Source organism: Synechocystis sp. PCC 7339 (genome assembly GCF_019924095.1).
In the GTDB taxonomy this organism is placed as follows: domain Bacteria; phylum Cyanobacteriota; class Cyanobacteriia; order Cyanobacteriales; family Microcystaceae; genus Synechocystis.
On record NZ_CP063659.1, the window covers coordinates 1,291,026 to 1,316,819 of the forward strand.

General features: G+C 46.9%; 26 protein-coding genes and 1 pseudogene. 19 read left to right on the forward strand and 8 right to left on the reverse strand.

Features of this window, described 5'->3' with window-relative positions; all coding sequences use genetic code 11:
• Positions 1-104: 104 nt before the first annotated feature.
• Entirely contained in the window at positions 105-377 is a 273-nt protein-coding gene (locus IQE94_RS06035) for a YggT family protein (RefSeq protein ID WP_194016668.1), read from the reverse strand.
• A 56-nt stretch (positions 378-433) separates the two neighbouring features.
• On the reverse strand, positions 434-1,957 hold the full coding sequence (gene crtD / locus IQE94_RS06040) for a C-3',4' desaturase CrtD (RefSeq protein WP_212716815.1): 1,524 nt from the start codon (positions 1,955-1,957) through the stop codon (positions 434-436).
• Positions 1,958-2,169: 212 nt separating this feature from the next.
• Between crtD and IQE94_RS06045 the strand changes: the two genes are divergently transcribed.
• Positions 2,170-3,321 carry an MFS transporter gene (locus IQE94_RS06045; RefSeq protein WP_212716816.1) on the forward strand — a complete coding sequence of 384 codons (1,152 nt, stop codon included), beginning with the start codon at positions 2,170-2,172 and terminating at the stop codon, positions 3,319-3,321.
• Positions 3,322-3,424: 103 nt separating this feature from the next.
• Here the strand turns inward: IQE94_RS06045 and IQE94_RS06050 are convergent, their stop codons facing one another.
• The gene (locus IQE94_RS06050; protein WP_194016670.1) at positions 3,425-5,104 is read right to left on the reverse strand and encodes an NAD(P)H-quinone oxidoreductase subunit 4; all 1,680 of its coding nucleotides are present in this window, start codon (positions 5,102-5,104) and stop codon (positions 3,425-3,427) included.
• 225 nt (positions 5,105-5,329) lie between these two features.
• On the opposite strand from IQE94_RS06050, the pseudogene IQE94_RS06055 reads away from it, so the two are divergent.
• The 4 genes and pseudogenes from IQE94_RS06055 (at position 5,330) to IQE94_RS06070 (ending at position 8,693) form a co-directional block, all read left to right on the forward strand.
• Positions 5,330-6,125: pseudogene (locus IQE94_RS06055) on the forward strand (Rpn family recombination-promoting nuclease/putative transposase).
• A 118-nt stretch (positions 6,126-6,243) separates the two neighbouring features.
• Positions 6,244-6,396, forward strand: coding sequence for a hypothetical protein (locus tag IQE94_RS06060; protein WP_223342916.1), 153 nt, complete (start codon positions 6,244-6,246; stop codon positions 6,394-6,396).
• 130 nt (positions 6,397-6,526) lie between these two features.
• Positions 6,527-6,787, forward strand: a complete 261-nt coding sequence (locus tag IQE94_RS06065; protein ID WP_223342917.1) for a hypothetical protein — start codon at positions 6,527-6,529, stop codon at positions 6,785-6,787.
• 34 nt (positions 6,788-6,821) lie between these two features.
• On the forward strand, positions 6,822-8,693 hold the full coding sequence (locus tag IQE94_RS06070) for a formylglycine-generating enzyme family protein (RefSeq protein ID WP_223342918.1): 1,872 nt from the start codon (positions 6,822-6,824) through the stop codon (positions 8,691-8,693).
• A 162-nt stretch (positions 8,694-8,855) separates the two neighbouring features.
• Here the strand turns inward: IQE94_RS06070 and IQE94_RS06075 are convergent, their stop codons facing one another.
• Together IQE94_RS06075 and IQE94_RS06080 are read right to left on the reverse strand one after the other, a co-directional pair.
• Positions 8,856-9,428, reverse strand: a complete 573-nt coding sequence (locus IQE94_RS06075; protein ID WP_223342919.1) for a Uma2 family endonuclease — start codon at positions 9,426-9,428, stop codon at positions 8,856-8,858.
• A gap of 20 nt (positions 9,429-9,448) precedes the next feature.
• Entirely contained in the window at positions 9,449-10,876 is a 1,428-nt protein-coding gene (locus tag IQE94_RS06080; protein WP_212716823.1) for an NADP-dependent isocitrate dehydrogenase, read from the reverse strand.
• Between the two features lie 205 nt (positions 10,877-11,081).
• Between IQE94_RS06080 and IQE94_RS06085 the strand changes: the two genes are divergently transcribed.
• The 5 genes from IQE94_RS06085 to IQE94_RS06105 all read left to right on the forward strand — a co-directional run bounded on the left by IQE94_RS06085 (position 11,082) and on the right by IQE94_RS06105 (position 14,112).
• On the forward strand, positions 11,082-11,333 hold the full coding sequence (locus IQE94_RS06085) for a CopG family antitoxin (RefSeq protein WP_255611399.1): 252 nt from the start codon (positions 11,082-11,084) through the stop codon (positions 11,331-11,333).
• A 67-nt stretch (positions 11,334-11,400) separates the two neighbouring features.
• Entirely contained in the window at positions 11,401-12,117 is a 717-nt protein-coding gene (gene ubiE / locus IQE94_RS06090) for a bifunctional demethylmenaquinone methyltransferase/2-methoxy-6-polyprenyl-1,4-benzoquinol methylase UbiE (protein WP_223342921.1), read from the forward strand.
• A gap of 127 nt (positions 12,118-12,244) precedes the next feature.
• Positions 12,245-12,655, forward strand: coding sequence for a universal stress protein (locus IQE94_RS06095; protein WP_212716825.1), 411 nt, complete (start codon positions 12,245-12,247; stop codon positions 12,653-12,655).
• 18 nt (positions 12,656-12,673) lie between these two features.
• Complete coding sequence (locus IQE94_RS06100) at positions 12,674-13,498, forward strand: biotin--[acetyl-CoA-carboxylase] ligase (protein ID WP_212716826.1); 825 nt, start codon at positions 12,674-12,676, stop codon at positions 13,496-13,498.
• A 38-nt stretch (positions 13,499-13,536) separates the two neighbouring features.
• Positions 13,537-14,112, forward strand: coding sequence for a DUF3611 family protein (locus IQE94_RS06105; RefSeq protein ID WP_194016191.1), 576 nt, complete (start codon positions 13,537-13,539; stop codon positions 14,110-14,112).
• Here IQE94_RS06105 and IQE94_RS06110 read toward each other — a convergent pair.
• Positions 14,063-15,130: a hypothetical protein gene (locus IQE94_RS06110; RefSeq protein ID WP_212716827.1), complete on the reverse strand. Its 1,068-nt coding sequence runs from the start codon at positions 15,128-15,130 to the stop codon at positions 14,063-14,065. The two genes, IQE94_RS06105 and IQE94_RS06110, sit on opposite strands and share 50 nt — an antisense overlap.
• Before the next feature lie 151 nt (positions 15,131-15,281).
• Positions 15,282-17,195: a chromosome segregation ATPase gene (locus tag IQE94_RS06115; protein WP_223342922.1), complete on the reverse strand. Its 1,914-nt coding sequence runs from the start codon at positions 17,193-17,195 to the stop codon at positions 15,282-15,284.
• A gap of 250 nt (positions 17,196-17,445) precedes the next feature.
• Between IQE94_RS06115 and IQE94_RS06120 the strand changes: the two genes are divergently transcribed.
• From IQE94_RS06120 to IQE94_RS06135, 4 genes are all read left to right on the forward strand, one after another.
• Complete coding sequence (locus tag IQE94_RS06120; RefSeq protein WP_223342923.1) at positions 17,446-17,817, forward strand: VOC family protein; 372 nt, start codon at positions 17,446-17,448, stop codon at positions 17,815-17,817.
• Between the two features lie 126 nt (positions 17,818-17,943).
• A complete protein-coding gene (gene cofH, locus IQE94_RS06125; RefSeq protein ID WP_212716829.1) occupies positions 17,944-19,101 on the forward strand; it encodes a 7,8-didemethyl-8-hydroxy-5-deazariboflavin synthase subunit CofH in 1,158 nt (385 codons plus the stop codon).
• 119 nt (positions 19,102-19,220) lie between these two features.
• Entirely contained in the window at positions 19,221-19,625 is a 405-nt protein-coding gene (locus IQE94_RS06130) for an IS630 transposase-related protein (protein ID WP_223341982.1), read from the forward strand.
• A 7-nt stretch (positions 19,626-19,632) separates the two neighbouring features.
• Entirely contained in the window at positions 19,633-20,115 is a 483-nt protein-coding gene (locus tag IQE94_RS06135; protein ID WP_249214025.1) for an IS630 family transposase, read from the forward strand.
• 36 nt (positions 20,116-20,151) lie between these two features.
• Here IQE94_RS06135 and IQE94_RS06140 read toward each other — a convergent pair whose 3' ends face one another.
• Complete coding sequence (locus IQE94_RS06140) at positions 20,152-21,462, reverse strand: IS701 family transposase (protein ID WP_223341782.1); 1,311 nt, start codon at positions 21,460-21,462, stop codon at positions 20,152-20,154.
• A 116-nt stretch (positions 21,463-21,578) separates the two neighbouring features.
• Between IQE94_RS06140 and IQE94_RS06145 the strand changes: the two genes are divergently transcribed.
• The 5 genes from IQE94_RS06145 (at position 21,579) to IQE94_RS06165 (ending at position 25,774) form a co-directional block, all read left to right on the forward strand.
• Positions 21,579-22,163 (forward strand): HD domain-containing protein, encoded by a 585-nt coding sequence (locus tag IQE94_RS06145; protein ID WP_212716830.1) that lies wholly within the window; start codon positions 21,579-21,581, stop codon positions 22,161-22,163.
• A 33-nt stretch (positions 22,164-22,196) separates the two neighbouring features.
• Entirely contained in the window at positions 22,197-22,577 is a 381-nt protein-coding gene (locus tag IQE94_RS06150) for a cupin domain-containing protein (protein WP_212716831.1), read from the forward strand.
• Positions 22,578-22,856: 279 nt separating this feature from the next.
• The gene (locus tag IQE94_RS06155; RefSeq protein ID WP_212716833.1) at positions 22,857-23,816 is read left to right on the forward strand and encodes a sugar transferase; all 960 of its coding nucleotides are present in this window, start codon (positions 22,857-22,859) and stop codon (positions 23,814-23,816) included.
• 48 nt (positions 23,817-23,864) lie between these two features.
• Positions 23,865-24,797, forward strand: coding sequence for a sulfotransferase (locus IQE94_RS06160; RefSeq protein ID WP_223342924.1), 933 nt, complete (start codon positions 23,865-23,867; stop codon positions 24,795-24,797).
• Complete coding sequence (locus IQE94_RS06165) at positions 24,794-25,774, forward strand: glycosyltransferase family 4 protein (RefSeq protein WP_223342925.1); 981 nt, start codon at positions 24,794-24,796, stop codon at positions 25,772-25,774. Before IQE94_RS06160 ends, IQE94_RS06165 begins: the two co-directional genes overlap by 4 nt.
• Positions 25,775-25,794 lie beyond the last annotated feature (20 nt).

Consider the following 25,794-nt stretch of genomic DNA (forward strand, 5'->3'; position numbering starts at 1 on the left):
CCTGGTACCACAGAGGGAAAATGTAAGTGAACCGTGGTCGGTGGATCTGGACGCTAAGAATCCTAACCACCAATCAAATTTTCAGCCACCGGAGTTATGTCGGTTTAAAAACCAGCGTAGGGAACCGCCACACTGCTGAGAGCCTGTTGGAGAAACTGCAACGCAAAAATGGCCAGAATGGGGGAGAAATCAATGCCTCCCAGGGGCGGGATAAAAGAGCGGAAAATATTCAAATAGGGATCGGTCACGGGGCTGAGAAAACCCATGATATTGCCGGCCCACTCCGCAGTTTGAAACCAGGACAGCAAAATACGGACAAATAACAACACTAGGTAGATGTTGATGAAGCTGACGAGGGTAGAAAGGAGTAGGTCCATAGTGGCAATGGTGATATCGATAGCAATGAACAATTGTCTTTCATCTTAACCTGGCCCTAGAAATTTATTGCTTCACTAGCGCAAATTTGCCGGGCAATGGTGAGAGCACTGTAACTTACCCCAGCGGTGCCTTCCCCCGGATGGACGGAATCCCCCACTAACCACAAATTACGGATGGGGGTACGGGGGGCAAAGCCAAAGGGGCCAAAGGTGGTCAAACGCTGGCCGACTCCGCCCACAATGCCTTGATCTCGGGCAGTATAGCGGGCAAAGGTACGGGGAGTGGCACTTTCTTGGTGGACAATGTTGGATTCATTCAGGTTGAAATATTCTCCCAATCTGGCGATCGCCGTGGTTATGTAACTTTGCTTGTGGGCTTGATATTGTGCCGGGGAAGCATCCCACCAGGGGGCCACATCGGTGAAGGAAGAAGCAATTAGAGTTCTACAGCCCAGGGGAGCCCGGCCATCCCCCGGTTTACTGACGCTGACAAAAAGGGAATTATTTTCGCCAATGGGGCCCTGGCGATCGTACAAAAACTGTAGGTGGGGAGCACAGTCGGACGGAATGGCATCTTCTCTGACACCTAAATAAATGACAAAAGCACCGGAACTAGGGGGTAAATTAGTCACCCTTTGGTGATAACCAGGCAATGGCTGGTCCACCGCTTGGAGTAAATTCTGCACCGTTAAATTGGCCACCACTTGCTGAGCTTCCTCCCGACGTACTTCGCCGCTTTTAATGTCCCGCACCGTCACCCCCTGTACTTGCCCTTGGTCACAATGAATCTGCTCCACGCACCGGCCACAAAATACTTCCCCTCCATAGTTTTTTAAAGCTTCCACCAGGCGATCGCCTAGGGCTTGCATACTGCCCTGGAGATGCCATAAACCCTGGGGAGCTTGGGAAACACTCAAGGCGGTAGCGGCGTATAACAATGCTGTCTCATCGGCTCCCACCTGGGAATAGAGTTTCAACTGTAAATCAAGGAAAGTTTTTAGACGGTGGTCTGCCCCTAAACCCAATAGCCGGAGAGCATCCCCCACCGTGAGGGTGACAAAGGGGGTCGTGAGCAGAGTATCTGGCCGCAACGCCTGCAACAATTGCCCCAAATCCCAGGCATTACGGGGAGGTAAAACGGGATCTCGTGCCTGAAAACGCCAACTAATTTGGAAGAGGGTTTGTAGTAATTGCCAAAATCTGCCACTCCCTGGAAATTGCCGCTCCCTTTCCTTTTGCCATCGATCAGGGTTATGCCAAATGTTAATTGGTTGGCTTTCCCCCGGTAAAAAAACGGCACAGGACGGATCACAAAGGGTTGCCTCCGGTAAATCCACCTGTAACTGCCGGAAAATGCGATGGTGAATACCCCCCGGTTCTAGTCCCGCTACTTGGGTGGCCCCCACATCAAAAATGAAACCCCGTCTCCGAAAAGTGGAAGCACAGCCCCCGACCATGGTTGCCTGTTCATAAACTTTAACTTGGTAGCCCTGCTGGGCCAACAAGGCCGCCGTTGTTAGACCGCCAATGCCAGCGCCAATGACGATTACGGATTGAGATTCAGCCTTGTTCAGGGTCATGACAAAAGGGGCGTTGGGAAATTTTCTTTACATTTCTTAATGTAGCTGGTTGCAAATGTTCGTGGCCCAGACATTGTTCAGAATTCTGTCAATCGTCAATTGATTTAGTGGGATAAATACGATAGGCTCGGCTCCAACAGTGGCAGGTATTGATAAACAGTTTTCAACGCTAACAACAGCAAATTAAATCCCCCTTGAATTAGGAATTATCCATGAGTCAGCATTCTGCAGTTCTGTGGCGACGGGTTTGGGCCATTGCCTTGGTCCAGGGCTCGGTAACTTTGATGTGGATAACCTACCGCCTTTATCTGGGGAATTTGCTCAAGGGTTGGGGATTTTCACCGGAGTTTGTGGTCGGATTACTAACCTTTGAGATGGTTTTAGGGGTGGTGATGGAACCCCTATTTGGTGCTCTGAGTGATCGCCAACAGCGGACTTTAGGCACCCGATTGCCGCTGATTTCTTTGGGGGTGATTCTCGCCGCCGGTTTTTTCCTCCTAATTCCCCTGGTATTTTTCCTGCCCCTTGCCAACGTAGCCCGCTTCTTACTGCCGGCATTGGCGATCGCCTGGGCCATAGCTATGACCCTATTCCGTAGTCCCACCATGGTGCTGATTGGTCAATGTGCTCCCATCAATCAACTGCCCCTAGCTATGGGAATTCTGAGTTTGGTGGGTGGCCTATTCGCCTCATTTCGGAAACCCATGGGTCAGTGGTTATTAAGCTTGGGTAGCTTACCAGCTTTTTTACTCGGTTCAGTGGTGTTATTGGGGGCCAGTCTATTTTTAAGTCGAGTTTTACCACCGACCACTGAAAAAGCCGAAGCAAGTACTGCAAGGGTGAAAGCTTTTCCTTGGATTGCCATGGTCAACATTGCTCTCTTCGCCATTGGCACCACCTGGGGCACGAGGGTGTTAATGCTAGTTTTCACCCAACAATTGGAGGGAATTAACAATGGTTTAATGGGTTTGCAACTGCTGCTGGCATTAATGGCCCTGCCCATGGGTTGGTTGATTCGTAAAATAGGTCATCCAGTGGCATCCCTAACCACAGCCCTAGGACTTCTGGTGCTGACTTTACTATGTTTGCTCAATGGCTTTTGGCTACCGGCGATCGCCTTCTCCTGGTTATTGGGTTCTAGCATTTTAAACAATGGACTAATTCCGCTGTTACTACAAATCCTCCAGGGCAATCGAGCCGGTGTAGGTATTGGTTTGTATTTCGGCTGTGTCGGTCTGGCGGGGGATATTTTTAGCCGTTATTGGTCAACTCAACCCGGCCATATTCAAGCAGGATTGGGATTAGCAATGCTAGTCATGGCTACCTTACTTTGTGCCCAATATTGGCAACGTTCAGATTTGTAAACAAAAAAAAGGGAGTAGGAGACTCATTTCCCCCACTCCTCTCTATTTCATAAAATCACGCAGTAGTCTAAAAGTTGTCCAATTAACTCACAAGAATAAATCACTAGGGTTGAACTTTGACCGTGGCAAAGTCCGTGGTGGGAATGTGGGGAGCAGTTAATGCTGCCGCATAAACCCGGGGATTGGTTTCAGCAATTTGCACATAGGATTGGCGCACTTGGCTGTTCACCGCTACCGTGGTGGCATCGTAAACCTGGGTAGCTAATTTGGGATAAAGACCCACTCCAATAATCGGCAAGAGGAAGCAGGCGGCGATAAATACCTCCCGGGGACGGGCATCGTCATAGATGGCATTGCCGGGGAGCACACAACTGGTGCCAAAACAAACGGCTTCTTGGTCGGAATTGGGGGAAAGGCTATCCTGTTCCAGATTGCAGGAAGGGGGAATGTTGTTGCCGTAGAAAAGTTGGCGCAACATAGACAACAGGTAAATGGGGGTAAGCACCAAACCTACAGCAGCGAGGAAAACGGTCACTGTTTTGAAGGGGGTGCTGTAAATGTCGCTGGAACTTACTCCAACAAAGACAGTTAATTCGCTGACAAAACCGCTCATGCCGGGGAGGGCGAGGGATGCCATGGCGCCCATGGTGAACAGGGCAAAAACCGTCGGCATTACTTTGCCAATGTTGCCCATCTGGGCCAAGGAAAGGGTGTGGGTCCGGTCGTAGGTAACCCCCGCCAGGAAGAAGAGGACGGCGGCAATTAAACCGTGGGAGAGCATTTGCAACATGGCTCCACTGATGCCCAAGTCGGTAAAGGAAGCAATACCCAGCAACACAAAGCCCATGTGGGAAACGGAGGAGTAGGCCAAGCGGCGTTTCATGTTGTCTTGGGCAAAGGAGGAAAAACCACCGTAGATGATGTTAACCACCCCAAGGATGACTAAGATCGGCGCAAAGTAAACGTGGGCATCTTCCAACAGACCAAGGTTCAAACGAATGAGACCGTAACCGCCCATTTTCAGCAGCACCCCAGCCAAAATCATGGAAACGGGGGCAGAGGCTTCACCGTGGGCATCGGGTAACCAGGTATGGAATGGGAAAATGGCTAATTTAACGCCAAAAGCAATCAGTAAACCGGCGTATAAAAACAGTTCTAAGGCGATCGGGTAATCTTTCAGACCCAATTCAGCAATGTCAAAGGTGGTTACATCACCGTAGAAAGCTAAGCCTAGGGCGGCAACCAAAATGAATACGGAGGCGGCGGCGGTGTAGAGCAAAAACTTCATGGCTGCATACTGGCGTCTTTGACCACCCCAAATGCAAACTAGGAGGTAAACCGGCACCAATTCCAGTTCCCACATGATGAACAGTAGGAGCATGTCTTGGGCTACAAACACGCCAATCTGGGCCGCATAAAGCACCAACATTAGGAAGTAGAAGAGGCGGGGCTTATGGTCAACCTGCCAGGCGGCAAAGATGGAAAGGGTGGTAACCAATCCAGCCAGTAACACTAGGGGCATGGAGATGCCATCCACGGAAACACTCCAACTGAGCCCGAATTGGGGAATCCAGCTAAATTTTTCCTGGAGCTGAAAACCGGTATTGCTGATGTCGTAGTTAGTCCAAAAAACGTAGCTCATCAAAACAAAATCCGCTAGACCCACACCAAGGGCATACCAGCGGACTTGTTTCCCGTCTTTGTCGGGAATTAACGGAATGAAGAGGGCGGCGACTAACGGCAGGGCAATCATCGTTGTCAGCCAGGGGAAGTGTTCCAACATGGTAATGAGAATAAATACCTAGTGATCTTCCTCCGATTATATTAAACTTTGTAAACTTTTGAGAATTTTTTTTGAGATTTTCGTTATAGCAGTCAGAGATTGGGCTCTATCAATGGGAATAATTTCTTTAACTTCGGCTTTTCCCCACCTAAATTCCTTAAATTTTTGCCAATTATCTGGCGATCGCCTGGCGGATCTCTAGGAGATTACCAGTAGAATTCGGCTATGTTTGACAATCTCTGCAAATTTCTGGCTGAATCCTTTTCCGAAGACTATGCCGCCTGGTTACTGGGACGACCCATTAAATTGACTAAGCTGAGTCCGACGTAACTATCTTTGGAGCCAATTCGGGCTGACTCCCTGATTTTGGAGCAATCGGAAGACTTGGTGTTGCATCTGGAATTCCAAACGGAGCCTGACCCCACCATGGGCTTTCGGATGTTGGACTATCGGGTAAGGGTTTATCGCCGTTTCCCCCAGAAGACGATGCACCAATTTGTCATCTACTTAAAGCGTAGTAGTAATGACTTGATTTATCAGGATAGTTTTCAGTTAGGGGAGACTGTGCACCGTTATCAAGCGATTCGGCTTTGGGAACAATCATCGGAAGCATTTCTCCAAAGCCCAGGGCTATTGCCCCTAGCGGTATTGACGCAGACCTCTGACCCTACATTAAAAATTGAGGGAAGTGGCGACTGTATTGGAACAGATTGAGGATAATCGAGTTAAGGCAAATCTCATGACGGCAACCTCGGTTTTTGGAGGAATTCTGCTGGCCCCTGAGCTGATCAAGACAATTTTAAGGAGTGAAATTATGAAGGAATCTGCTATCTATCAAGAAATTTTAGAGGAAGGCAAAATTGCTGGGAAACTGGAGGGAAAATTAGAAGGCAGGCTGGAAGCAAAACTGGAAACCATACCCCTGCTGAAGAAATTGGGTCTTACAATCGCCGAAATTGCTAAGGAATTAGATATTGATGTTGAACTGGTTAATCGCTTTGTCGCTAATCAGAATAATTAAGAGTTGATAGACTTTTTGGCGATCGCCAAGCTGAATAACCCCAAAACCACGCACAAGGGGCAACTACCGTAGAGTTCACCTCAAGCAAAGTTTAGGGTTGTTATTTTGGTGTTGAGCAATGGTTTTTCCCCGTCGCCATACTGGCAAACCCTGTGGAATGGGGGAATATCAACTTTTAGACTATTACCTACTGTCATTGAATCAGTATAGTGACTATTATCTTGATAGGGATTATCAAGGTATTTTGGTGGCTATGGCTGTAATATCCTGACGTGAGGCTATAGTTTTTAACTTCTCGTTGGTTGTCCTCTGATTAATCTCCGGTAAAATAAAGTGAGGCTTGTACGATACCTAGAGAGTCAAAGTTAGCTTTTCTAATGAACTTCTTTTTGCAAAATCTTATGCCAGATTCTATTAACGAATTTAATTATAATGGCAAACCCGACTTGAAATGGATCGAGTCATATACCCGTAATGATAAGACAGTTGTAGATGGCCATTATCGAACTGAGGAAAATGAAACAATCGCAGATAATCTCAATACAGATATCGATGGTGATGGTATCTTCGGTTATTTTGATGCCGATGCTGATGGAGATGGGATTGTGGACATATCCCAAGATTTTTTCGAGAATATTGATTTTTTGGAGGACACATTTTAATTAATTTATTTGATTTTACTTAGGACTTAGAGAAATGTTTGAAAGATTGATTGGTGGAGTTGTATCTGGTATTGGTATAACATTAGGAAGGGCAATTTTTAATAAACTATCTTCAAATAGGGAATCAAGTATTACGCCAGCAATACCTACTGTTGTTGAGAAAGATTACAAATATCAAAAACTGCTTCAGCAATATGTCATTCAGCAAGAGAAAAGAGAAGCTGAATTAAAGCAGTTGGTATTTGATTCGACAAAAATGCAAGGACAACAAATTTTACAAGAAGAAAAATGGCGAGAGTTAACATATCAGCAACAACAAGAGCTAATAGATAATATAGCAAAAAGAGATGATAGAGTCTTACAGTTAAAAAAACAAGAATTACAACAGCTTCGAGAATTAGAGGAATTAAAATTAACACTGATGAAGCGGTGGCATGAAGAAAAATTTAGCTTGCAAAACAAGCAGATTTTACAACAGTGGGATTTAAGCAATTGGAATTCTAAATTAAATAGAGAAGAAACAGAAGATTTGCTTAAATATGAAACATTTCAACCTCGACTATTAGTACTTGTCTCTCGTCCAAAAGTCACTGGTAATAAAATACTTGAAGCAGAAATATTACACGAGCAAACTAAAAACACTCTTTTCGACTTAAATACATATATTTCGAGATTAGAGTTGGAGGTTTATTGTGATTACTTTAAGAACCCTATAGAAGATACTGATGTCCCTAGAGTAAGAAAGATTCTTAATAGTATCCCAACTTTAATTATTTCAACTAATATTATTCGTAATCGTGTGAATATTAATTGCTATTTTTGGAATATGGGGGATGACGAAGTAACTAAAATAAAACTGGAATCATGGGATTTAAATGAAATTGTTGATAGTACACCAGAAAATACTGAAAAAATTGAAGAGGTAGAGATAATTATTGGTTTAATCCACAAAATACTGATTATTTATTTTAAAGATTTATATTTTTTGAATCTTGATTTTTTCTATCAACCAATATTATTATCTGATTCTTTCCAAGACATATTTAACCAAAATGTTTCAAGTCTTTGCTCTTCTATTAAAGAACAAATGCAGAGAATATATTCTGAGCAAAAAATACGCATAATGTCCTTCAGGAATAAGATATTAAATACTATTTATTTATTTGAAAGTGTAACCATAAATCGACAAGGGCAGATTATCAAAAGGACATTGGATCAGGCTAGATACTATCGCGAAGAGTTGGGAAATGGAATCTATTTAGACATGGTGTATATTTCTGGTGGAAGTTTTCTGATGGGATCTGAGAATGAAAAGAATAATAGTGAAAGACCGCGGCATTACGTAAATCTGTCTAATTTTTGGATTGGTAAATATCCAGTAACTCAAGATCAATGGGAAGCTATTATGGGCTATAACCCATCAGAATTTAGAGGGGCAGATCGACCAGTGGAAAGTGTAAGTTGGGAAGAATGTCAAGATTTTTGTAGGGAACTGTCGGAATTAACTGGAAAACGATATCGTTTGCCAAGTGAAACAGAATGGGAATACGCTTGTCGAGCTGGGACTACAACTGCTTTTAGTTATGGGGAAACTATAACTACTGACTTGGCTAACTATGATGCAAGTTATACTTATGCTGAAGAAAATGAGGGCAAGTATCGGGGAGAAACGACGAAAGTAGGAAGTTTCCCTGCTAATTATTGGGGGCTTTATGATATGCATGGCAATGTGTGGGAATGGTGTAACGACTTTTGGAATGGTGATATTGAAGAACGTGTACTTCGTGGGGGCTCTTGGTTTCATAATCCTCCTACCTGTCGTTCTGATAGCCGTAGTCATAGCAATATTAAAAGGAAAAGTGATATTAACGGTTTTCGATTAGTTCTAGATTTAGATATACTTTAATTGTTCTGTTCACAATTTAAGCAGAAATGAAATGAAAAGTGTCTTCGGCGATCGCCGTTAAACCCCTACTTATTTTTTCTCCGCCAATCCCAAGAGCATTCTCCATTGCCATTAGCCCACACTCCAGCTTTCTTCGCGATCGCCAAAAAGAAATTAATCGACTTAAAGTGACAGACTCCGGTAAAGAACATTTACAGGGAAGGTTAAACCAATGCTTTTAAGTTCGACCCGATCGCCGGCCTGATAATTGAGGATTAACCAATCACCTTCATCATTTTTGTGATAAAGATCAATTTCCACGTTGGTGGAGCTGACCAAGAGATAGTCCTGCAACATAGGATTACGGGCGTAGAGCCGAAATTTGCCGCCCCGGTCATAGGCTTCGGTACTGGGGGATAAAACCTCCACAACCAGGCAGGGATAGGTAATAAATTGTGTTGACTTCCGATCCCGTGGATCACAGGTGACGCTGACATCGGGATAGGTGTAGTTTTGGGTGTTGACAATCTGAATTTTTAAATCTGAATTGCCGGTTTCGCAATCACCGCCATCCAGATGATTACAAAATAAAGTCGATAGGCGGACACTAATGACACTGTGGTTTTTGCTGCCGCCCCCCATGGCATAGATTTGGCCGTCAAGATATTCATGCTTCTCCCTCTGCCGTTCCTCCCATTGCAAATATTCCTCTGGGCTAAGTTTTGGGTATGGGGCAGATGGGGAGTGAGCAATCATGGCGGGTTATTTATTGAAAATTAATCATCAAAATGACTGACGATCGCCTGGGCAAATTCGGAACATTTCAATGGCTGATCCACCTTCGGTTCCATTAACCGGGCCAGGTCATAGGTCACTTCTCGATTGGCGATCGCCGCGCCGATGCCTTTTTTAATCAGGTCAGCGGCCTCCTGCCAGCCCATAAATTCCAACATCATGACGCCGGAGAGGATCACAGAGCCGGGGTTAATGCGGTCTAGCCCAGCGTGTTTGGGGGCAGTGCCGTGGGTGGCTTCAAAAATGGCTGCACTATCACCAATGTTAGCTCCAGGACCCATGCCCAAACCTCCTACCACAGCGGCGGCGGCATCAGAAAGATAATCCCCGTTTAAATTCATCGTCGCCAGAATGGAATACTCGTCGGGGCGGGTTTGAATTTGTTGGAAAATGCTATCGGCAATCCGGTCATTGACCATTACCTTTTCTTTCCACTGGCCATTACCATGGGATTCCCAAATGGAGTCCAAAACTTGCTCCACTTCCTCTTTAATTACCGCTTTTTTCTCTTCAGTAAGGGTATCGTAACCGGGGTCAATCATGTGGGCGTTGGCCTCAATGGTCAAATCAAGATTACTTTCTTTGTTGCCCAAAATCCAAGATTCCCGCTCCGTGACACATTCCGCCCGAAATTCTGTTGTAGCCAATTCATAGCCCCAATCCCGGAAAGCTCCTTCGGTGAATTTCATAATGTTGCCCTTATGGACCAGCGTCACCATCTGTTTTTCCTTCGGCAACCGCAGAGCATGGAGGATGGCCCGCCGCACCAGTCGTTGGGACCCGGTTTTACTAATGGGTTTGATGCCAATGCCGGAATCGAGGCGAATTTGTTTTTTGCCTAAAGCCGGGGTAGCGGGAATCAGTTCATCGTTCAGATAGGCTATTAACGTTTTAGCTCCTTCTGTACCTTCCGCCCATTCAATGCCCAGGTAAATATCCTCCGTATTTTCCCGATAAACAATGATGTCCAATTTTTCCGGGGTTTTATGGGGGGAGGGAGTGCCGGGATAATAACGACAGGGCCGCACACAGGTGTAGAGGTCAAAAATCTGTCTCAGGGCCACGTTCAAAGAACGGATGCCACCGCCCACTGGAGTAGTCAAAGGCCCTTTGATAGCCACCCCGTACTCCTTGATCGCCGTTAGGGTATCTTCCGGTAAATACTGATAGGTGCCGTATAGTTCACAGGCTTCGTCCCCGGCATAGACTTTGAACCAGTTGATTTTCCTCTCGCCGCCATAGGCCTTGGCGATCGCCGCATTGATGACTAATTCGGTGGCGGGCCAAATATCAACCCCGGTGCCGTCCCCCCGGATGTAGGGAATAATCGGATCGTTGGGCACTACGGGCTTACCTGCAACAAAGGTGATTTTTGACCCAACGCTGGGGGGCTGAAGTTTTTCGTACATAGCAAATTGTCATTGAAAAAACGGCACGGAGCAGATCATAATCCTTTCTGGAAGCTCTGATTGCATTCGGGGTTACGAAATTGTAGAACTCAGACCAGTCCATGGTAGGGACAATTTCTATGACAAAATTCAGGCATTCAGGACGAAAACACCCTATTGCGCCCTATCAGTGCTCGTTATATACATCAAGTAGAAGTACAAAAGTATAAAGAAGCCTTTACCCAAAATGAACAGTGATCAAGAAGCAGAAGACTTTTTGGAGCAGGATTTGACAGACTATTTAGTCCCAGAGAACTTTACCAAGACAACTTTTGAGTTCGCCCCTAAGGATAAAAGCATTACCCTGCGCTTGTCATCGGAACTCCTGACTGCTGTTAAAAATACCGCTAGGGCTCAAGGAATTAATTATCAAAAGTACATTAGGGAAGTTCTAGAACAATCGGTACTTCGCCCTTAACTTAAGCCCAAACTTTACATCAGTACCATGGCGAGTTAAAAAGAAATTTGACCAATCTGGAAATTGGATGAGTAAGTCCCCCTTAACCCAACCGACTCAGGAGAGCGTGCAGAAAATTTTTGCCCGCATCGCGCCCCAGTACGATGACCTCAACACATTTTTGAGCTTTGGTCAGCACCATATTTGGAAGGCCATGGCAGTGAAGTGGAGCGGCGTATTACCTGGCGATCGCCTGTTGGACGTGTGTTGTGGCAGTGGGGATTTGGCTTTCCAGGGGGCCAAGGCGGTGAGAATTACCGGGGAAGTGGTCGGAGTGGATTTTTGTGCGGAACTCTTGGCGATCGCCGCTGGCAAACATAAAAGTAAATATGCCCAATTTCCCATGCAATGGCTGCAGGGAGACGCCCTGGCCTTACCCTTCGCTGATAATGAATTTGACGGGGCCACCATGGGTTACGGCCTCCGCAATGTGGGCAATATTCCCCAAGCCCTGGGGGAGTTACAACGGGTGCTCAAACCGGGCAAAAAAGTAGCCATCCTCGATTTTCACCAACCAAGTAATGTTCTAGTGGCCAACTTTCAGCGTTGGTACCTGGCCAATGTGGTGGTGCCCATGGCCAAACAATGGCAGTTAACCGAAGAGTACGCCTATCTACAACCCAGTTTAGACCGCTTTCCCACTGGCCCTGCCCAAGTCAAACTCGCCTTAGAAGCTGGGTTTGCCAAAGCCATACACTATCCCATTGCTGCTGGTTTAATGGGGGTTTTAGTGGCGGAAAAATAGGCAAATAATCAGTTTGATTTCCCCAAATTTGGCGAACTGATCAAACAATGCCTGTAAAATTTGATGTCGATCAATTGCTGGCGATCGCCTAATCGCGCTATTGGTAGGAGATAGCGGAGGTGTAATTATGTTCAAAACCATTCTATTTCCCCTGGACCGGAGCCGAGAAGCAAGGGATGCGGCCCAAATGGTCGCGGAGTTGGTCAAAATCCACCAAAGTCATTTGGTTTTGCTATCGGTGGTGGAAAAAACTTCCCCCGGCCAAGACCACGAAGCCCACGGCATGGATTCCCCGGAAGCAGTGGCCAAATTGCTGGAGGCAGCCCAGGCTGTTTTTTCCCAACAGGGTATTGCCACCAAAACCATTGAACGGGAAGGCATGGCGTCTTTCACCATTTGTGACGTGGCCGATGAAGTAAATGCAGACCTGATCGTGATGGGCTGTCGGGGTTTAGGTCTCACCAGCGAAGGAGCAGCGGAAAGCGTCACTGCGAGGGTAATTAATCTTTCCCCCTGCCCAGTGCTGGTGGTGCCCTAGGGTTAGTCCCCAAGTTCCATGGCAGAAATCAGCAACGTTGGCGAGGGGGATTGGCTCAATCAAGCTTGGCGCGAGAACCATGATCAACCCCTATCCCTGGCCCGCCCGGACATTCTCTCTGGGTTAAAAGTCATTACCCCTGCCTGTACCGAATCCACCAACCAACTGCTGTGGGACTTACGACATCAAGGTTATCAACCGCCCCTAGCGGTGATCGCCAGGGAACAAACCGCTGGCCGGGGGCAATGGGGTCGGAGTTGGCAGTCTCCACCGGGGGGATTGTATCTATCCCTGTGGTTAGCCACTAATTTACCCATAAGCCATAGTCCCCACCTGGTTTTATGGAGTGCTTGGGGCATCGCCTACGCCCTAGTTCAGCACGGCATTCCAGTACAACTCAAATGGCCCAATGATCTGCTATTACAGGGGAAAAAATTGGCCGGGATTAAAACAGAAAGCAAAATTAGTGGGGGCATAATCACCGCCGCCATCGTTGGAGTTGGTATTAACTGGATTAACCCCGTACCGGCCAGCGGCATTGCCCTCGGTCGCTTTTGTGAAGCCCAATCAGTCCAGAGTGTGACCAACCTAACGGACTTAGCAGAAATTACCTTAGCGGGGCTTACCCTCGGCTGGCACCGTTACCAAAGCCAGGGAATTGGAGCCATTGTGGTGGATTTCCTGCAATTATTTGCCCATCGGGGTCGGGAAATTAGCTTACCCCAAGGTATGGGCATGATTGAATCCATCACCCCCCAGGGGGAATTGGTGGTACTGGTTGATCAACAACGGGAAATAATTCCCCCCGGTGCCATTAGTCTGGGCTACGATCAGGGCGAATAACGGCTAAAATACGGACAAGTTAACGCCTACGCCCCACCATGAACCGACGCAACACCGAATTGGCCAATCCCATTCCCCAGGCCGCCTTGCGGGCCTCCGTAGACTTAACCACCTGGGGTAACATCGGCTTTTGGGTGCAGATTGTCCTGGGAGCCTTTTCTGTGGTCACGTTTTTGTTTGCAGGTTTTAGTCTAAGTGGCCCCAATCGCACCACCGGCATTGAAGCGGGCATTCTTTCGGCCTTTATTTCCATTGTCCTATTGGGTTTTGGCATTTTCTTTTCTACTCGCTACCGTCGTTTAGGCCGCAACCTCAAGGACTCGGAAGCCACCAAGCATCCTCGTCGGGCAGATATTATCAAGCTGATTCGTATTGGCTTGATCATCAACTTGGTGGGCATGGGCACCGCCATCATTGGGGGAGCGGCCATGAGTGGCATTGTGTTGGGCAAAGCCCTCAGTGTGCCACCGGGAACCTTTGCCTCCGCTGCTGACCCCAACCGCTTTGTGCAATCCACGGATTTGCTGGCCATTCAAGCTAACATCAACACCATCATTGCCCACTTCACTGGTTTGTTGTCATCCCTGTGGTTGCTAGACCGTCTGAACAAGTAATTTTTAAACGTACTGTGTTATTTCCATCCTCATCCAGGGGCACTTCAATCACTTCCTGGGTTAACCCTTCAATGGCCGTCAACAGGGAACGTAGGTTGGGGGTGCTGGCTCCGGTGTCCACATAGAGGCGATCGGACAGGGTGGCTAAACGTTTCCAGGTGGTGAACAGTTTGCCCACGGACTGTTCCAATTGGGTAGCCTGTTTAAGTAAATCCGCCGCTGTGTTGAGGCAATCTAAGCGCAGGGCTTCTTCTAAGGCCAGTTCCATATCCAACGGGAAAGCTTTTAGGGTTTGTACCTTGGCTGCTGCATCCAGATACTTAGATAAATTGCGGGCGGAAGTGGTGAGATATTTAACTGTGTCCACATCGGGGGAGGCGATCGCCTCTTCCTGTAGAGCTTGTAAATGACCTTCTGGTACCTTTTCCAATTCCTTCACCAGGGGAGCCAAATGACGGGGGGACACAGTGCCGTCGGTGGCCTTTTCCTTGAGCACATCGGGCAACAGTTCCGAACTCATGGCAGTCCATTCATCAGCCAACTGCTTCACTTCCCGTCGGGTAATGCGATCGCCATTATGGGCCGCATCACTGACCAACTTTTGCACTTCTGGATCAGCTTTAGCCGTTTCCACAAAGGCCCGTTTGCTGAAATTGTTAATGGAATCGGGGTCCAATTGTCCCTCGGCAATGAGGGTATCGGCACTATTGGCCAGTTGAATGAGACCATAGGCTTGGGTTTTGGAAATTTCCCTTTGCTTGAGCCAATTTAAAAAACCAGTACCCCGGCCGTCTCCACCAATTTTTTCCCGGTCCCGCACCGCCCGGAGAATGCGCCCCCGCCAAATTTCCGTCTGGAGGTCAAAGCGCTCACACAGTTGCCAAAAATCCTCCAACTGTTGCTGAAACTCATGCTCCTGGATTTCCTCATCGGCGGGATCCGGCAGTGCAAAGTTAATGTCAGCGGGAATTTCCAATGCGGCGGTAATGGCTTCGGGGGAAGGCGCAAGCTCAACCATAGGGCTAATCTTTAATCTAGTTAATGTTTGGGAACAGCAAAGCAAGGGCTTGGGGAAAGCAATGATTGCCAAAGCTTTACCAAGCTATCACAAGGGGGAGATCTTCCTGGTCGGTCGTCCTAAAATAGAACCAAGACAGTCTCATCAGACTTTAATTTTGGGGATTCTCCACCGGGGGCAATGCCGGTTCCGTTGGCACAGGAGACTCAACCCTAGGGGCGGGGGGAGCGACGGGGGTAATGGGTAGCGGGGACGGTTGACTAAAGCTACGCCATTCCTGCAGAAAATTTTGAGCACTGTTATGGGCGGCGCTTTCGGCAGGAATTTGCTGGAGGGCACGGATGGCTTGTTGGTAGTTACCGGCCCGGGCCTGTTCCTGGGCTAGGGACAAAATTTGGTAACTCCAATTGTTGACCAACTGTAAGCGTTGTCCACCGGCATCGGTGCTGCGAGGCACTTGGCGAATTAGTTGCACCGCCTGGCCGAGGGAATCTACGGTGCGGGAAGAGGCCATTTCCTGGGCTCTCTTTAGGTTATTTTGGGCATTAATTTCTGCCTGCCACCGGCTAATTTGTAGGCGAGCTTCCCCGGACAGGGCCCGGTTCCTCTCTATCTGACGGGCGGTGCTAATGGCCGCTTCATAATTTTGGGCATTGGCTAAGGCGATCGCCTGGTCGAGGATGGGTTGGTCAGTGCGGCGCTGGATGGTGGCCTGCCATTGATTAATACTTTGGCGAGCTTCGGAATATAGTGCTCGGCCGGCACCGATGCGTTCTGCTTGTTGAATAGCCTGTTCCAGATTGCCAGCATTGGCCAACTGTCTTGCTTGCCGCAGAATGGGGCGGTCTTCGTCTATTTGGATCCGTTCTGTCCAGTTGGCAATGTCCCTGGAAGCTTCCTGGTGGCGGGGATTGTCCTTAGTAATTGATTTGGCCTGGGCGATCGCCTCATTGAGGGCACTGATGGTACCAATTTCGGCAGTGTTGCGGGCCTGGGCCAACTGTTGCAGGGCCGTTTCTTCCCGACGCCAATCCTTAACTAATTCCTGGGCAAGGTTGTAGTAGGGGCTATTGCTGTCTGTTAACTTTTCTGCCGTGGTAATGGCTAAGCCCAAACCTTCCACAGTGCCCATTTGCGCTTCTAGTCCCGCCGTGGCGAGAATTTGCCAATCATTCAAATCCTTGGCGGGGAAGTAGGACTCCGGCAAACGACTCAGGGTATTGTTCAAAGTTTGCCAGTCTTGACGCTCAATCATAGTTTCAATGGAGCCGGTCAGTTTATCCACCGCCTGGGCAATTAATTTCTGAGCCTCTTGGTAGGCGTAGCTATCCTTAGGAATTTTGGCCGCATCCTCGATCGCCTTGAGCCAATTATCAGCACCCCCACGGCGAAGAATGCGATAGGCGTTGTCTAACTTACTGCTCTCTTCCTGGGCAATTTGAATATTGCGGATAGCTTGGTCGTATTTAGTGGTGGACCAAAAGGTATTGTCCAGATTCAACAAACGCACCGCATTGCGAAAAGCACTATTCCAACGGGAGTTACGCAAATCCGCTTCCACTTCGCCATAGATAGTTTCCCCTTCCTGCCACAGTCCCCGCCAAGCGTTAATTCTTTCCTCCACTAAGTCGTAGGCCTGCACATGGTCGGGGATTTTTTCTGCAGCGGCGATCGCCTCTTCTAACAATCCTTTTTGAAAATAATCTTCTGCTAGATCTAACAAATCCGTGGCCCAGGTTTCAATATTGCGGTTAACTTCCACTGCCAAAGGGTGATCCTTGGGTAAGGCGGCCAAAAGATTAATGGCCCGCAACAGGCCGTCAACGGTTTTTTCCTCCGCTGATAACTGGGCACAGTAAAGCCGCATGGAGGCCGAAGCCACCGGCCAAAACACCCGGTTACATTGGGGGCTTTTCGGCAAAACCAACAACCAATTGGTGGAAACTAGGCCGATTCCCCCCGACATCAAAATCAGAAAAATAGCCCAAAACTGTAGGGGCAACCGTTGCAGTGGCAGACCAGATCGAAAATAGCGGGCAACGGGGAGATTAAAGGTCTTATTCATCTGCAATTACAGGGGAGAAAGCTAGTCAGCCTCGGCTATCTAGGCGATCGCCGGCTAGGCTCAAACAAAACTGAGTTACTAATGGGAGCCATATTTTTCTGGCCAATCTTAACATTAGTTGACCTGGAAGAATTCTAATCCACAGATGGCGTTAGGCTAGGGTCAGACTGCTTTCTTTTACTTAATTTTTGTGGCGGGAATCTGGTCAAAGTTAACCAGAGTCGTAAAGTCACCGATGGGGGACAGAGCCATGGTTTTCTACAAAAAAGCGTTTCTTACCATTGGCACTGTTCACTTCGCCGAGGTGGTGGCCTTTTACCAATCCATCCTGGAGCAGGAGCCCCTTCCCTACTCCCCTGGACGCTATGCCCAATTTCAGTTACTGGGCATGGTTTTAGCTATTTTCTCTCCCCATCCAGACCAAGCTCTAGAATTTTCCGCCTCTGAACGCAGTGGCTTCAGCCTCTGTTTGGAAGTAGCTGATTTACCAACGGCGATCGCCAAGATTGCTCGGTTCTATGCCCCCATCAAGGAACAAACTATTATCTATGCTAGCCATGGGCGGGAAATTTATCTCTATGACCCAGCGGGAAATCGCATCATTCTTCACGAAAGTTGCTAGATTTTATCCACCAGGTAGCTCGCAATGCACTCTAACCGGGCGATCGCCAATTTGAAAAAAGGCATCGGGCAAAACTGAGGTTACACTGTGGAGGAATGTCCATTTCCCTTCCCCTGACCCAGGCCAATGGTTCTATCTGCCGTTAATCTTAACTTGATTGAAGAACTTGTTGCCCAAGCCCTGGCCCTGGAAGACTTGACTCCCCAGCAGGGTCTGCTCCTCCTCCAATGTGATGACCCCCAAGGTTGGGAGTTAATCAGACAATACGGCGATCGCCTGCGGCAGAAATTAGTGGGGGAAACGGTCACCTATGTGGTCAATCGCAACATTAACTTCACCAATATTTGCGAGCAACATTGTAATTTTTGCGCCTTTCGTCGGGATGATGGGGAGGTGGGAGCTTACTGGTTAAATGACTCGGAAATTTTCAACAAAACTAAGGGCGCAGTGGCCCAGGGAGCAACGGAAATTTGCCTCCAGGGAGGGTTAAATCCCCAGGCAAAAATTAATGGTTCCAGCTTGACCTATTACGTCAACTTAGTCGAAACCATCAAGGGACAATTTCCCCAACTCCATCTCCACGGCTTTTCTCCCCAGGAAATTCAATTTATCGCCCGCCAGGATGGTTTGACCTATGGAAAAGTGTTAGTGGCCCTCAAATTCGCTGGGTTGGATTCCTTACCAGGCACAGCGGCAGAAGTATTGGTAGACCGGGTACGGCGTATTATTTGCCCCGAAAAAATCGACAGTCAGACTTGGTTAGAGATCATTGGTTTGGCCCATAGCCACGGTTTACCCACCACTAGTACCCTCATGGCTGGCCACATTGAAACCCCAGAGGAGATCATTACCCATCTTGATCGCCTGCGACGAAGACAGCAGACTAGTCTGGCCCGAGGTTATGCCGCCAGTATTACTGAATTTATCCTCCTGCCCTTTGTGGGGGAAAAAGCGCCCCCCAGCCTGAGGAAACGGGTCGGTAGAGACCAACCGGATTTAAATCAAGCCTTGCAAATTATGGCGATCGCCCGTTTGTATCTGGGGAAATGGATTGTCAATCACCAACCAAGCTGGGTCAAGCTAGGACTCGCGGGGGCCACCACCGCTTTGGCGTGGGGCTGTAACGATTTGGGGGGAACCCTGATGGAAGAACACATCACCACCATGGCCGGGGCCAAAGGGGGAACCTGTCTGAGCGCAACCCAACTGCAAAATGCCATCATTGCCATGGGTCGTCCCCATCAACAACGAACTACCCTCTACAAGCATCTAGAGGCGAATTGAAATAAAATTGACCTAAAATAAACTCTTCAAGCATTTAAGCAGATAATCAGTTTAAGCTCTGATTTCGTTTTCCCTTTGCTTGAGTTATAGCAAAGATTGCTAAGATTAGGACATAATGTATGGAAAGAGTTAGGAAAAAAGCGATGCCAGCCCCCTACAGTGTAGATCTAAGAGAGAAAGCGGTAAGTGCAGTAGAAAAAGGAGAGAAGAAAAGCCATGTCTGCCGAACACTGAACATTAGTCGCAACACCTTAGACCTATGGATAAAAAAGAAGAAAGAAACAGGAAGTGTAGCCGCGAAGAGAGATTATGAGCGTGGTCCACGACCGAAAATAGATGATTTGGATAAATTCAGAGAATTTGCGGAGGAGAACGGTCATTTAACGCAAAAACAAATGGCAGAAAAATGGCCAGAGCCTGTAAGTAGAATAAGAATAAGTAAGGCTCTAAAGAAAATAGGGTTTACTAGAAAAAAAAACTTATATTTACAGGGAAATAGAAGAGGAAGAGAGAAAGGCATTTGAAGATGAAATCAAGCAATATGCGGCAGAAAAACTGATTTATATGGATCAAGCCGGTCTAGATGACACTCTAGACTACCCCTATGGGTACTGTCATAAATCAGAGAGATTAAAGGCGAGCAAATTAGGACATAGAACCAAGAGAGTCAGCATAATAAGTTGTTGGTGGAATGGAACAACAATAGCTCCAATGATATTTGAAGGATACTGTAACGCTCAAGTAGTATGCACGTGGATAGAAGAAATGTTATTACCAGAGTTAATACCAGGTCAGATACTAATCATGGATAATGCAAGCTTTCATCCGAAAGAAAGAATAAAGGCATTGGTAGCAAAAGCTGGGTGTGAGGTTATATTTTTACCACCATATTCACCAGACTTGAACAAAATTGAGAAGTTCTGGGCGAGACTAAAACGTTATGTTTCCCAACTTGTTAGTAATGGAGAATCGCTGATTTCTGCATTGGATATAGCGTTGAGAGAACTGTCCTAACTATCTCGTCCTTTGCTATAACCCTCTTTCATCAATCTAGGCAGAAGAAGAATAGAATGTATTCCATGAATTTAGCAAATACTTTAATCGATCTAGCTTATCAACCTTGTTGTAAAGTTTAGTTAACTCATCCAAAACATGGGCAAATGGAAATACTTTTAACCACTTTTTGATAAGATTTATTGCATTAAATACAGAGATCACTAATCGTAGGTTGTTTAGCCATTTTTTCCACCCTTCTTCTTTATCCCATTTTTCATGCTTTTGATGATACTTTGACGTTGAATTTAGAGTCGGATTAAAATTCTCATCATAAAAACAAATCATACAATATGCACACATCACTAATTCCCACCATTTTTGAATTTGCTCATAATGAGTTACCCTAAAATCTGCCCATCCTAATTCACTTTTGCATTGCTTAAATCCATATTCTATCCATGACCTTACCCCATATATTCTGCCAACTTCTTTATATTTAATATCTGGTATTCGAGTCATTACAAACCATCCTGCTTTTTCCTCCTCTTTTTCTGTTTCTGTTTTAATTTCCCAATATCTTATTGCGTTTTTTTTGCCATAAACTATTTCTCTGATATACCTATCTTCCTGTTTTCCATCCCATCTTATATGTTCAAACCTCCTCCACTTATTTGCCCTTACTTTAGCTTCCTTTGGAAGCCAGACCCCATGATTGCTCCGGATTCCCACTGCATATTCTATTTTTAATTCCTCTACGGCACTGATAAAATTGCTATGGCTTTCTCCATATAAGCTATCTGACACTACTCTTTTTATTTTAAAACCACTTTCTTCTAGTTCTTTTATTATCTCTACTGCTAATTCCGGCTTTGTTTTATACTTATCTCCCTCTTTTAATCTTTCTTTTGGTTTAAATACTTTTGATTCTAGAGGAAACGTTACTCCATTGCAGTAACCATAGGCATTTACTGACACTATACCGCTTTCTATTTTTCCTAAATTTCCAATATATTGTCTTTTTACATAATCTGTTGTTTTCCCTTTTTTGGGGTCTCCTGTTTCATCTATTATTACTATTATTTCTCTTCCTTCTAAAACTTCTAAGATAATATTTAATCTTCTTTTTTCTAATTCTTTTAATTCCCAAGGAGAATCTGTCATGAAATGCAGTAATCCCTGTTCATTTTTCAATCCTAGTGATGATGCTATTGCAGGTAAACTCTTTCTTTTTATATCACTTAATATTCCCACAATGATATATTTAAATGACTCATAAGACCTCACTTCTGGAAATATATCTTTATACAGTTCACTATATGTGTCTACACACTGTACTGTCTTTTTCGCCTCTCTTGTCTTTGTCATTCTCCCTCCGCGCTTTTCAGCCTTTTATCTCCATTTTAATTCCCTCAGTCTGACGGAAGAGGGATAGCTACAGCGGATCTTTACTCGGATTAGCAAGATTGACATCAGTAATTTCTATGAATCTATCAAGTCCTCCTGCCCTCACTGACCGCTTTAGTGATGCTCTGGTATTAGCTAACCAATTACATGCTGAACAATACCGCAAGGGTTCCCGAGTGCCCTACGTCAGTCATTTGTTGGGGGTGACGGCCCTGGTGTTGGAAATGGGGGGCAATGAAGATGAGGCGATCGCCGCTTTACTCCATGATGCGGTGGAAGATCAGGGGGGCATGGAAACCTTGACTATGATCGAACATCAATTTGGCCAAACCGTGGCAGCCTTAATCCGGGCCTGTTCAGACAGTACCACCGTGCCCAAACCTCCCTGGGAACAACGCAAACAAGAACATTTGGCAAAAATGCGTCAGGTTTCCCTAGCGGTGCTAAAAATTTCTTTAGCAGATACCCTCCACAATGCCCGCACCATCGCCATTGATTTACGTCGCCATGGCGATGAAATTTGGCAAGAGTTTAATCGGGGTAAGTCCGGTATTCTTTGGTATTACCAATCCATCTGGAGCATTTACCAAGACCGTAATCCCAATGCTTGGTCCAATGAGTTGATTGATATCATCGATGGGTGGCGTTATGGCAAGTTGTAACGATTTTTAGCAGAGGTAATAAGAACCGCAAAAATGGCTAAATCAACCATCACTTACTGGAACCCGTTAACTTCAAACAATCAAAACGAGTGGCATCCCATCGAAGGTCTTGAAGGCATGGCCGAGGAACTAACCCTTAGTATTGATTGCGAATCGGGGGAATATACCCGTTTAACCCGCTTTTTTCCCCGGGCCGACACAACGCCATTGGGAAGTAAAAGTCATGAATATCCTGAAGAGATCTTCATCGTGAGCGGTCGCCTATATGATTGTGCTTTTCAGATGTGGTTAGAAACCGGCCATTACGCAAGCAGACCTCCCGGCGAAATTCATGGGCCCTTTAAAACAGAGGAAGGGTGTGTGGTTCTTGAAGTGTCCTTTCCAAATAAAATCAGTAATCCACCAAATACTTAGCAAAAAGTGTATTTGGGTCAACGTTACGGCAAATTCCGAATCAACTTGATGCACACAAAACAGTTGTAACGCCTATTCTGTAGAGTTTTTACTGTGCCACCCTGATACCGCCACCGCTGTATTAGACAGGAATTGCCATCGAAGCAAAGAAGTTAGACAACGATCGCCAAAGTTAAACATGGACGTAAACAGGAACGTAGATCTGCCCCTGGGATAGTAGGGATAGGTCAACGGAGCCCCCTCCCAGACCGATGTCTCCTTCACCGCCTGGTAATCATTATGGCTAGCGCTGTTCAACTAATTGAAATGCCCGCTCTGTTTGGTCAAGCAGAAGTAGTTGCTCTCCATGATCAGTTAAGAAATTGGCTCTATCAAGAAATTAACGTAGAAGCCCAACTGCAACGAGTAATTTTTGATTTCGCTAAAACTCAGGGGTTGGATAGCAGTGCCATCATTTATCTACGACGGTTAGGGCGTTGGGCCCAGGCTCGGGGCATTGAAATTATGGGTTGGAGCGTGGGGCCAAAAGTACAGACCCTTTTCCAACAGGCTGGCATTGACGAGTATTTAACCCTGCCTGCCGTCACTAACCAAGTGATTGCCCCAGAAGAAAAATTAGCCCTGGAAGTCCACCCCTCAGTCCAGTCCAAGGCAAAACGGTTTATGGATATGGTAGGGGCAGTTATGGGTTTGGGAATCACTGCTCTGTTATTTGTTCCCCTGGCGATCGCCATTAAGTTAGATAGTCCTGGCCCGGTGCTTTATTCCCAACTGCGCTGTGGCTATCGGGGCAAACAATTTCGGATTTGGAAATTCCGTTCCATGGTGGTCAATGCCGACGACCTGAAACAAAAAGTGGAAAACCAAATTGAAGGAGCATTTTTCAAAAACGAAAATGACCCCCGCATCACCAAATTGGGTCACTTTCTACGCAAAACCAGCCTGGATGAATTTCCCCAATTTTTTAATATCCTGTTGGGAGAAATGAGTTTGGTGGGTACCCGCCCCCCCACATTAGATGAAGTAGATCAGTACGAAATTCATCATGGCGAACGGCTGGAAGTCAAACCTGGCTTAACGGGGGAATGGCAGGTCAATGGTCGCTCCTCCATCAGTAATTTTGAAGAAGTGGTGGCCCTGGATTTGCAGTACCAACAAAAGTGGAGCATTTGGCATGACCTCAAGCTCCTGGTGAAAACCATCACCGTAGTATTTTCTAAACATAGTGGTGCTTGCTAGGTTGCCATTTTCCATCATTGCCCACCCTCACTAAGTTTCCCCTTCCCCATGGCTACTACCCTTTCGCCCCATCTCTCCACCACTGCCCAAGCCAACCGGTTGCCTAACTTCTTCATTGTTGGCGCAGCCAAAGCTGGCACCACCGCCCTGCACCATTACCTCCAACAACATCCCGCCATCTATATGACCCCAGGCAAAGAAACTAACTTTTTTGCCTACGAAGGACAGCAGTTAAATTTTCGGGGTCCAGGGGATGAGGCGGTGGCGGATTTTTCCATCACTAATCTGGCTGATTACCAAGCCCAATTTCAAGGAGTAACTACCGAAACGGCGATCGGGGAAGCCTGTCCTTTATACCTTTACGATTGCCAAGTAGCCCAGAGAATCCAGCACCATTGCCCCACCGCAAAAATTATTATTATCCTGCGGGAGCCAGTGGCCCGGGCCTATGCCAATTATCTCCATCTAGTGAGAGATGGCCGGGAAACAACCTTGGATTTTGCCCAGGCCCTAGCCCAGGAACCGAAGCGGACGGAAGCGAACTGGGAATGGTTTTGGCACTATCAACAGGCCGGCTACTACACCGAGCAGATACAGATATACTATAACCTTTTCCCCGCCAACCAAATTCGAGTTTACCTCTATGAAGACTTGCGGCGCGACGCCCAAGGGCTAATGCAAGATATTTTTACTTTCCTAGGAATTAATGCCCAATTCCTGCCGGATTTCAGTGAACGGCCCAATAAATCAGGAATGCCAAAAAATTCTTGGCTCCATGGCCTGTTGACCAAACCCAATGTCCTCAAAGCCCTTGTCAAGCCTCTATTACCGCAAAAACTACGGCAGTCCATCCAGCATAGTAATTTGACTACTCCTCCCCTCGATCCGGTGCTGAAGCAACAATTGCAAACCCAGTACCGAGAAGATATTCTGGCTTGTCAAGCGTTGATCAAGCGAGATCTAACCTCCTGGCTACCATGAAAACTATCTGGCATTTAATTGGCGATCGCCGGCCGGGAGGCTCAAACCACCTGGTTCGCCATTTATTGAATTCTTCCCTGGGAGAGAGTTTTGCTAGCCAAACCCTGACCCTGGAGCAAGGGCTAAAGCGAGTCAAGGGAGAGTTACCAGACGCTATCATTTTCCATTACGCTAGTGCTTGGAAATATTTACCTGCCCTGTGGCGACTGCAGACCATGGCACCGGTATATATTTGTGAGCATCACTACTGTGCTGGCTTTGAACAGCATCAAGTTAAATCTCTCCGGCGCTTCCGGCTTTTACTTAAAACTGCCTACGGATTGGCTGATGGGGTGATCAGTGTTTCCCAAGCCCAAAAACAATGGCTAATCGGCCATAAATTAGTGCATCCAGCCAAGGTAAAGGTTATTCGTCCGGCCTCTCCTCTGGCCAATTTTTTGGCTTTGCCCCTGAAACCCCCCAGCTCGACCTTAACCCTGGGGGTCTATGGACGGTTTGCGCCCCAAAAAGGCTTCGACCTCTTGTTAAAGGCGATCGCCAACCTGCCCCCGGATCTTCCAATCCGAATCAAATTGGGGGGCTACGGTGAGGATGAAGCCTTGATTAGGCAATTAACCGCTGTCCTGCCTGCAGTGCAATTGGTGGGGCCAGTGGATGATGTACCAACTTTTTTGGCCGATTGTGACGGGGTAATTATTCCCTCCCGTTGGGAACCTTGGGGTTTGGTGGCGTTGGAAGCCAAAGCGGCCGGAAAAGGTATCATCGCCACCGCCGTGGATGGACTTCCGGAACAAGTAGATGGGTTTGGTCTGCTTTGTCCCCCAGAACAGATGGAAATGTTGACTAGAGCGATCGCCAAAGTCAGTCCAGAACAATTACAACAATGGGGCCAGGAAGGAAGGATAGCCGTGGCCAATGCCTGGGAAAAATGTGTACAGGAATGGCATGACTATCTGACGGCGGCCATAGAGCCATAGAGTGGGGCCATGGGAGCTAG